General features: G+C 69.8%; 11 protein-coding genes. 8 read left to right on the forward strand and 3 right to left on the reverse strand.

The annotated features are described in order from the left end of the window. Window positions 1-147: 147 nt before the first annotated feature. Entirely contained in the window at window positions 148-522 is a 375-nt protein-coding gene (locus DM816_RS14695) for a hypothetical protein (RefSeq protein WP_162907477.1), read from the reverse strand. After that, window positions 516-812: a DUF3040 domain-containing protein gene (locus DM816_RS14700; protein WP_162907478.1), complete on the reverse strand. Its 297-nt coding sequence runs from the start codon at window positions 810-812 to the stop codon at window positions 516-518. The genes DM816_RS14695 and DM816_RS14700 overlap by 7 nt, the downstream gene beginning before the upstream one ends. A gap of 368 nt (window positions 813-1,180) precedes the next feature. Between DM816_RS14700 and DM816_RS14705 the strand changes: the two genes are divergently transcribed. The 7 genes from DM816_RS14705 (at window position 1,181) to DM816_RS14735 (ending at window position 6,497) form a co-directional block, all read left to right on the forward strand. Continuing rightward, window positions 1,181-1,495, forward strand: coding sequence for an STAS domain-containing protein (locus tag DM816_RS14705; RefSeq protein ID WP_162907479.1), 315 nt, complete (start codon window positions 1,181-1,183; stop codon window positions 1,493-1,495). 119 nt (window positions 1,496-1,614) lie between these two features. Further along, window positions 1,615-2,502, forward strand: coding sequence for an alpha/beta fold hydrolase (locus tag DM816_RS14710; protein ID WP_162907480.1), 888 nt, complete (start codon window positions 1,615-1,617; stop codon window positions 2,500-2,502). A gap of 51 nt (window positions 2,503-2,553) precedes the next feature. Further along, on the forward strand, window positions 2,554-3,045 hold the full coding sequence (locus tag DM816_RS14715; protein ID WP_117210797.1) for a DUF4383 domain-containing protein: 492 nt from the start codon (window positions 2,554-2,556) through the stop codon (window positions 3,043-3,045). Window positions 3,046-3,092: 47 nt separating this feature from the next. Next, on the forward strand, window positions 3,093-3,749 hold the full coding sequence (locus DM816_RS14720) for a TIGR04282 family arsenosugar biosynthesis glycosyltransferase (protein WP_246001942.1): 657 nt from the start codon (window positions 3,093-3,095) through the stop codon (window positions 3,747-3,749). Then, window positions 3,746-4,396 (forward strand): class I SAM-dependent methyltransferase, encoded by a 651-nt coding sequence (locus tag DM816_RS14725; protein ID WP_246001943.1) that lies wholly within the window; start codon window positions 3,746-3,748, stop codon window positions 4,394-4,396. The genes DM816_RS14720 and DM816_RS14725 overlap by 4 nt, the downstream gene beginning before the upstream one ends. Further along, a complete protein-coding gene (locus tag DM816_RS14730) occupies window positions 4,393-5,181 on the forward strand; it encodes an S-methyl-5'-thioadenosine phosphorylase (RefSeq protein ID WP_117210798.1) in 789 nt (262 codons plus the stop codon). Before DM816_RS14725 ends, DM816_RS14730 begins: the two co-directional genes overlap by 4 nt. Further along, window positions 5,178-6,497 (forward strand): glycosyltransferase family 87 protein, encoded by a 1,320-nt coding sequence (locus DM816_RS14735; RefSeq protein WP_162907481.1) that lies wholly within the window; start codon window positions 5,178-5,180, stop codon window positions 6,495-6,497. The genes DM816_RS14730 and DM816_RS14735 overlap by 4 nt, the downstream gene beginning before the upstream one ends. On the opposite strand, the gene DM816_RS14740 is transcribed toward DM816_RS14735, so the two are convergent. Further along, on the reverse strand, window positions 6,433-7,467 hold the full coding sequence (locus DM816_RS14740; RefSeq protein WP_117210800.1) for an NAD-dependent epimerase/dehydratase family protein: 1,035 nt from the start codon (window positions 7,465-7,467) through the stop codon (window positions 6,433-6,435). The genes DM816_RS14735 and DM816_RS14740 overlap by 65 nt on opposite strands. A gap of 92 nt (window positions 7,468-7,559) precedes the next feature. Here DM816_RS14740 and DM816_RS14745 point away from each other — a divergent pair. Beyond that, a partial coding sequence (locus DM816_RS14745; RefSeq protein ID WP_170318819.1) for a glycosyltransferase family 2 protein occupies window positions 7,560-7,876 on the forward strand: 317 nt, incomplete at its 3' end.

Here is a 7,876-nt window from a genome sequence, read left to right on the forward strand (position 1 = left end):
TATGGGGCTGGCCCTGCCCGGCAGGGTGTCCCGTCACCGCGCACCCACAAGGGTCCGCCGGCCGATGATGCCACGCTGCCGCTTGCGGAGTGGACACCGGCCGCGGCGGTGCGTACCGTGCCGGGACGCACCACGGATGTGCCTTCTTCAATCGACCTCGTCGATCACCTCGGCGCCGCTGTCCGGATCGGACGGAGGGGTGCACGGAGGGGTGCGTTGCGGGTGCGCAAGGCTTTCGGCCTGTAGGCCGAGGGTGTCCAGCACCAGCTGTTCCACGCTGTCGAGTTGTTCGGTGTGCTTGCCGTGAGTGGCGTCGTCCGCGGCGGCTGCGATCGATTCGACCAACTGCCGGGCCCGGCTGGGTTCCGTGCCGGCCAGTTCGGTGATGCCGGCGACGAGCTCGTCCACGGTCTCGGTCGGGCCGACATAGGGCTCCGCCTGCCGGCGGGCCAGGGCCACCAGATCCACGCTGTCCTGACGGTCGCCGTCATCCGTATCCATGGCCCTCACCTGCTTTACCATCGAGGCCACGACTGGGGTCCCTCGCCCGTATAGCTACCCATGTCGGCGACGGTTAAGCCTGGCTTGAGGACGAGGAGGGTGGCGGCCAGCAGCGGGCCGAGCATGACCACGACGATGATCCACCAGCCGGCCAGACCGGCGCCGACGGCGCTCAGCCAGCCGGCCGAAAGCCAGCCCAGCGTGCGCCGGCGGGGAGGCCGCAGCGTGCGCAGAGCCCGATCCAGCCGAGGATCGCTCGCCCGGAGCGCCTCCTCGATCTCGCCGAGGCGGCAGCGCTCGTACTCGTTCAACACCTCACCTCCATACCCGCAATAACCGCGACCAATTCCTGGCCGGCGCACCGGGCCGCTACGGAGACTTCGGATCTATCCGCGCTCGCGCAGCAGCGCGGCCGGCTTCTGCCGGTCCTCCAAAGTAGACGAGACCTTCTGCCCGTTTGCAGGCGCCGGTTCCACCACGCGGGCGACTGCTTCGCGATGCGCTTGAGCCGCCGTTGCTCAGCGTGCCGGCTGGCGGCGAGCAGGGGCACGACCGCGAGCGGGAGCGGCGACGCCGAGCCGGTTCGCCATTTCCAGGGGATACCCAGCGCGCGAGCCGGTTTCACAGATCAAATAGCGGGTACCTCATGCCCACGTCGTGCCCGCCCGGGGAGGATGCGGTGGACTTCACATTGACGCGCCATGTGGTCAACGACGGGGTGCTGCGCCTGCAGCTGGCCGGCGACGTCGACCTCACCACCTGCGACGAGGTCGCGGAGGCCATCCACGACGCGATCGTCACGTGCAACGCCGCCGAGCTGATCATCGATCTCGGCGCGGTCGGCTTTCTCGACTCCACCGGCATACGTGCCCTGGTGATCGGGCGCCGGTTGGCCGAGGAACACGGCGTGGCCTACTGGGTCACCAACGCCCGGGACATGGTCCGGACCGTGCTGACCGTCGTCGGCGTGCTCGAAACCCGCCCAGCCACCTGACGTGGCGCCCGCGAGCGACTCGTTTCAACGGCAGATCGGATGGGAATTCTCGCCGCATGGACGTCGGAATCTCGGCTGTGCGGTGGTTCGTACCCTCGCCCCGGCGTGAAGGCGCTTTCGTGAGGGCGGCGGGGCTCCCGGTGCATGTGCGCTACAGCGGTGCGGGCGACGACCGCAAACCGTTGGCGCTGTTCGTCCACGGCCACTTCGGTTCGTCGCGCACGTGGTCCGGGCTGACCGCGTTGCTGTCGGGTCAGCTCGAATGCGTGGCGATGGACCTGCCCGGCTTTGGCCGTACGCCGCCGCCCGCGTGCTACTCCACGACCGCCATGGGCGACACCGTCGCCGCGGTGGCCGAGGCCATCAGCGACGAGCCGGTGCACGTCATCGGGAACTCCTACGGTGGCACGATCGCGCTGTGGCTCGCCGCCACGCACCCCGAGCTCGTGCGCTCGCTCACGCTGATCAGCCCGGCCGTCTCACTGTCTCCGGCCGGGCTGACCATGCGCAAGTGCCTGACAGTGCTGTACCGGTTGTGCGCCGGGGGCGCGGGTCTGCGTCGCCAACTGTCGGGAAAGGACGCTCGGGCGCTCACCGACGCCGTACTGAAAGAATGCTGCATGGATTCGTCAGGCATCGATGCGACAGTTTTCGATGTGGCGGTGGCCGATGTGCGTGAGGCCTTGCGGAATCCCGCGCGCATCACGGCCGAGTCGCGCAGCTTCCGGGCGCTCGCGGCCACGCTGATGCGCTTCCACTTCCCGGGCGGTTCGTCGCTGCGGCGCGTGGCCAGGCGCATCACGGTGCCCACGGCGATCATCTGGGGCGAGGGTGACGCGACCGTGCCCGTGCGGCACGCCCGCCGGCTGGCCAGGCTCATCCCGGGCGCGCGCCTGGCGGTCGTCCGCGGCACGGGGCACCTGCCGCAGCTTGAGGCGCCGCAACGGGTCGCCGCCATCATCGCCGCGCACATCGCCCACATCGCGGAGCATCCGGCCAGGGTTTAACCCCGGCTGAACAGGGCATACAGGTCTCCTGCACGGGGGAAGGAGTACATCATGTCCGCAGCTCACGAGCTGGACACGTCGGATGCCCGTTCGCCGGTCAAAACGGCCGCGCTCCTGGTCAGCCTCCTGTTTCTGCTCATCGGGGTGCTCGGGTTCATTCCGGGAATCACCACTGACTATGGCGAAATGAGGTTCGCGGGCCACGAGTCACAGGCGAAACTGCTGGGGATCTTCCAAGTATCGATCCTGCACAACATCGTCCATCTGCTGTTCGGCCTCATCGGCCTCGCCATGGCCCGCACCGTCGCGGGCGCGCGAAGCTTCCTCATCGGCGGCGGCATCATCTACGCCATCCTGTGGATTTACGGGTTGATTGTGGACAAGGACTCGGCCGCCAACTTCGTCCCGATGAACAACGCCGACAACTGGCTGCACTTCGCGCTCGCGCTCGGCATGGTGGCCCTGGGCCTACTGCCGGCGCCACGCAGTGCCCGCCGCAGTCGCACCGCGGCGACGACGCAGCAATACAGGAGCAATCCGTAAGAGTGTGTTAAGAACCTATGCCCGGGTAGGGGACATAGCGTGTAGGGGTGCATTCCGCAGACCCGCCGCGAATTCAGTTCCTGGTCGTGGCAAAGCAGCCCGTGCCCGGCAAGGTCAAGACGCGGCTGTGCCCGCCGTGCACCCCCGAGCAGGCGTCGGGCCTGGCGTTGGCGGCGCTTGAAGACACACTGGACACTGTCTCGGCGACGCCCGCCGGTCGGCGGATTCTGTTGCTGGATGGGCAGTTTGACGCGCCCGACGGCTGGGACGTGGTCGCGCAGCGCGGCGACGGCCTGGGCGACCGGCTCGCCAACGGCTTCGCCGACGCGGCGCGCGATCCCGGCGGGGGCAAGCCGGCCCTGCTGATCGGGATGGACACGCCGCAGGTCACTGCGGCGCTGCTGCGCGACCTGTGCAACCGGCTGTCCGATGTGGACGCTGTGCTGGGCCCAGCGGTCGACGGGGGCTGGTGGGCGCTCGCGCTGCGCGAGCCCGCGCACGGCGGCCTGCTCGCCGACGTGCCGATGTCGCGACCCGACACCGGAGTCCGCACGCTTGAAGCGCTTCGCTGCGCCGGGTTGTCGGTGGCCATGGCGCCGGCCCTGCGCGACGTGGACACGGCCGATGACCTGGCGGAGGTCGCGGCGCAGTGCCAACCGGGCAACCGGTTCGCGCAGGCGGTGCGCCGGTTGGAGCTGCGTTGAGGGCGGCGCTGCCGACGTTTGGCCGGGCACTGCGCCAAGCGGCGCTGGGGAGGGCGGCACCGATCGATCTGCTGACTCCGGCCGGTGTCACACTGGCCCGCATGGATGTCGCCGACTGGTCGGACCCATTGGCGGGCGACGATGCGATGCTGGATGCGTGCACGGGCGCCACGCTGGACGTGGGTTGCGGCCCGGGTCGGCTGGTGGCGGAGTTGCACCGGCGGCAGGTGCCCGCGCTGGGCATCGACATCAGCGAGGTCGCGGTCGGGCAGGCGCGGGAGCGGGGCGCACCAGCCGTGGTGTGCGACGTGTTCGAGCCGGTGCCGGGCGGCGGGACGTGGCAGCACGTGCTGCTGGCCGACGGCAACATCGGCATCGGCGGTGACCCGGTGCGCCTGCTGCGCCGCTGCCTGGAGTTGACGGCAGACGACGGCACGGTGGTCGTGGAGACCGGCCCGCCCGGCACGGGATCGTGGCGCGGCCAGGTGCGGCTGCGCCACGGCGCCGCGCGCAGCCCGTTGTTCTGGTGGGCCGCCGTCGACGCCGACGACCTCGCGGCGGTGGCGGATCGGGCCGGCGGTCGGGTGCTGCGCATGTGGACAGTGCACGAACGCGCGTTCGCTGAAGTAGGAGAGGTACCCAGATGATTGGCATTATCGGCGGTTCGGGGCTGTACGAGCTGTTCGAACACGCGCGGCAGGAGAAGGTGAGCACGCCCTTCGGCGAGCCGTCCAGTCCGGTGACGGTCGCCGAGGTGGCCGGGCGGCAGGTGGCGTTCCTGGCCAGGCACGGGGCGGGCCATCGGTTCCCGGCGCACCGCATCCCCTACCGGGCCAATCTGTGGGCGTTACGGGCGGTGGGCTGCCGGCGCATCCTCGCGCCGTGCGCGGTCGGCGGGCTGAAACGAGAGCTCGGCGCGGGCAGTTTCGTGCTGCCCGATCAGCTCATCGACCGCACGACCAACCGCGAGCGCACGTTCTACGACCAGGGTGCGGTGCACGTGAACTTCGCCGACCCATACTGTCCCGAGTTGCGTGCGGCGGTCGTGCGCACGGCAGCGGCGCACGGCCAGCCGTTGCACGACGGCGGGACCATCGTGGTCATCGATGGCCCGCGCTTCTCGACCCGCACGGAGTCCCGTTGGCACGCCGCATCCGGCGGCACGATCATCAACATGACCGCCGCGCCGGAGGCGGCGCTCGCCCGCGAACTCGCGCTGTGCTACGCGACAATCGCGCTCGTGACCGATTTGGACGCTGGGGCGGAGGGCGACCACGGTGTCACGCAGGACGAGGTGTTCGCGGTGTTCGCCCGCAACACCGAGCGCATGCGTGAACTGTTGTTGGCAACCGTCGCCGCCGCTTCTCCCATGAGGAATTGCGGGTGTGGCAACGCGCTTGACGGCATGACCCTCCCGTTTGAGCTGCCGTGAGGAGGGTCGCCGCGTGCGTGTGCCTCGGCCTGCTGGGGCTGGCGGTCTGGTGGCTGACGCACACACCGTCGTGGATGGACGTTGCGGGCTGGATGGCGCTCATGGTGGCGGCGTGGATCCTGTTCGCCGTGGGCGTGTGGCTCGTGCTGCGCCTGCCGCAGCGCTTCGCCGTCGTGCTGATCCTGTTGGCGGGCATAGGCTTGCCGCTCGCCGCCGGGTTCGCGCCGCCGCGCAGCAGCGACGACCTTTACCGCTACATCTGGGACGGCCGCGTGCAGGCCGCCGGGATCGACCCGTACAGCTATGCGCCGGCGAGCCCGCAGCTGCGTCCGCTGCGCGACGACTTCCTGTGGCCACCGCACGAGACCAACTGGTGCGTGCCGTCCGACGGCTGCTCGCTGATCAACCGGCCGACCGTGAACACCATCTATCCGCCCGTGGCTCAGGCGTATTTCGTTGCCGTGCATGCGCTTTCGCCCGCCGGTGCGCGTGAGGGACCGATCCAGTTCGCCGCGGCGTTCTTCGCCGTTGCGCTCACCGTGCTGCTGGTGGTGATGCTGCCCCGGCTCGGGCTCGATCCGCGCATGGCGGTGGCCTGGGCATGGTGCCCGTTTGTTGCCTTGGAGACCGGCAACAACGCGCATGTCGATGTGCTGGCCGCGTTTTTGGGTGCGGTCGCGTTGATTGCGGCCGCGCGCAAGCGTGCCGTGGTGGCCGGAGTGTTTCTCGGGCTCGGGTTCGCCACCAAACTCACGCCGGCACTGCTTGGGCCGGCGCTGTTGCGCCGCAAGCCTTTGGCGGTCGCGGTCGGCGCTATCGGCGCGATTGTGGTCGTCTATCTGCCGCACGTGCTCGCGGTCGGGCCCAAGGTGCTCGGCTTCCTGCCGACCTATCTGAACGACGAGGGTTACACCAGTGGCAGTCGATTTTCTCTACTGACTTTACTGGTACCGAGCGAGGCCGCCACCTTTGTGGCCGCGTTCATCCTCGCGGCCGTGGCGGTGGCGGTGTGGTGGCGCACCGACCCCGACCGCCCGTGGGCCGGGGCCGTGGTGCTCGTCGGCACCGCGTTGCTGCTCGCGACGCCGGGATACTCGTGGTATGCGCTGCTGCTCGTGATGCTGGTCGGGTTCAGCGGCAGACTGGAATATCTGACGGTCGTGGTGGCCGGATACCTGGCGCAGTACGCGTCTAATGTGGACCTCACAGGCAGGGAAGCGCAGCGTTACGGGTACGGCGCCGCCGCGGTCATCATTGTCGCAACGGCGCTTTGGCGAAATCGGTCATCCCTTCGGCGAATGAGACTCGCGCGGTGAACCCGAGCTCCTTGCGGGCCCGGCGCGGCGAGGCGACGATGTGCCGCACGTCGCCGGCCCGGAACCGCCCGTTGACCTCGGGCTGCGGCCCGCCCATCGCCTCGGCTAGCGCGCGTGCCATGTCCAGCACGGTGTGCGGCTCGCCGGACGCGATGTTGTATGCCGTTATCGTGCCGGGGTCAGTGTGACCCAGCGCGAGCACGTTTGCCGCGGCCACATCGGTCACGTGCACGAAGTCACGCATCTGCCCACCGTCCTCGAACACCTGCGGTGGCTGCCCACGCTCCAATGAGGACCGAAAGATGGCGGCGACACCGGCGTAGGGCGTGTCCCGCGGCATGTGTGGGCCATACACATTGTGGTATCGCAGGGCTATCGCCGTGCCGCCGGTGGTTCGCGCCCACGCGCCCGCGAGATGCTCCTGGGCGAGTTTGGTCGCGGCGTACACACTGCGCGGCTCCAGCCGGGCCGACTCGTCCACGAGCTCGCTGTCCAAGGTGGACCCGCAGTGCGTGCAGCGCGGGTCGAACCGGCCCTGCGCCAGATCGGTCTCCGCGCGGGGCGGGGCCGGCACCGCGCCGTGGGCCCGGCACGAATACCCGCCCTCGCCGTAGACCACCATCGAGCTCGCCAACACCAGCCGGTCCACATTGGCCCGCGCCATCTCGGCCAGCACGACGGCCGTGCCAAAATCGTTGCACGAGGCGTATTCCGGCGCGTCGTTCAGGTCGACGCCCATGCCCACCATCGCCGCCTGGTGGCACACCGCGCCGACCCCGGCCAGAGCCGCACGCACGACTCCCGCGTCCCGCACATCGCCCACGATCACGTCCGGGTCGCTGGATGCGTTGGTGCGATGGGCCGCCGGATGCAGCATGTCCAACCCCACCACGTCATGGCCGCCCGCGCGCAGCGCTTCGGCAATATGCGCGCCGATGAACCCGGCGGCCCCGGTGACAAGCACTCTCACCCGGCCAGCCTATGCGCCGAACCGCCTCAGCCGCGTGACTCGTAAGAGAGTGTTAATGACCGCAAAGCCGTCCTTGCGCGTAGTTTGAGGACGTGATCGATGTGGTCCTGCCGTGCCTGGACGAGGCCGCCGCCCTGCCGTGGGTGCTTTCCCGCCTTCCTTCCGGGTACCGGGCCATCGTCGCCGACAACGGCTCGACCGATGGTTCGGCCGAGATCGCGGCCGAGCGCGGCGCGGTCGTGGTGCACGTGCCGCGGCGTGGCTTCGGCGCGGCCGTGCACGCCGGCCTGGAGGCCGCGACCAGCGACCTGGTGTGCATCGTGGACGCCGATGGTTCGCTCGACCCGGCCCAACTGCCGCGCGTGTCCGGCCCGGTGCTCGCCGGCCGGGCCGACCTGGTGCTCGGGCG

This window comes from Allorhizocola rhizosphaerae (genome assembly GCF_003426775.1).
GTDB lineage: Bacteria > Actinomycetota > Actinomycetes > Mycobacteriales > Micromonosporaceae > Allorhizocola > Allorhizocola rhizosphaerae.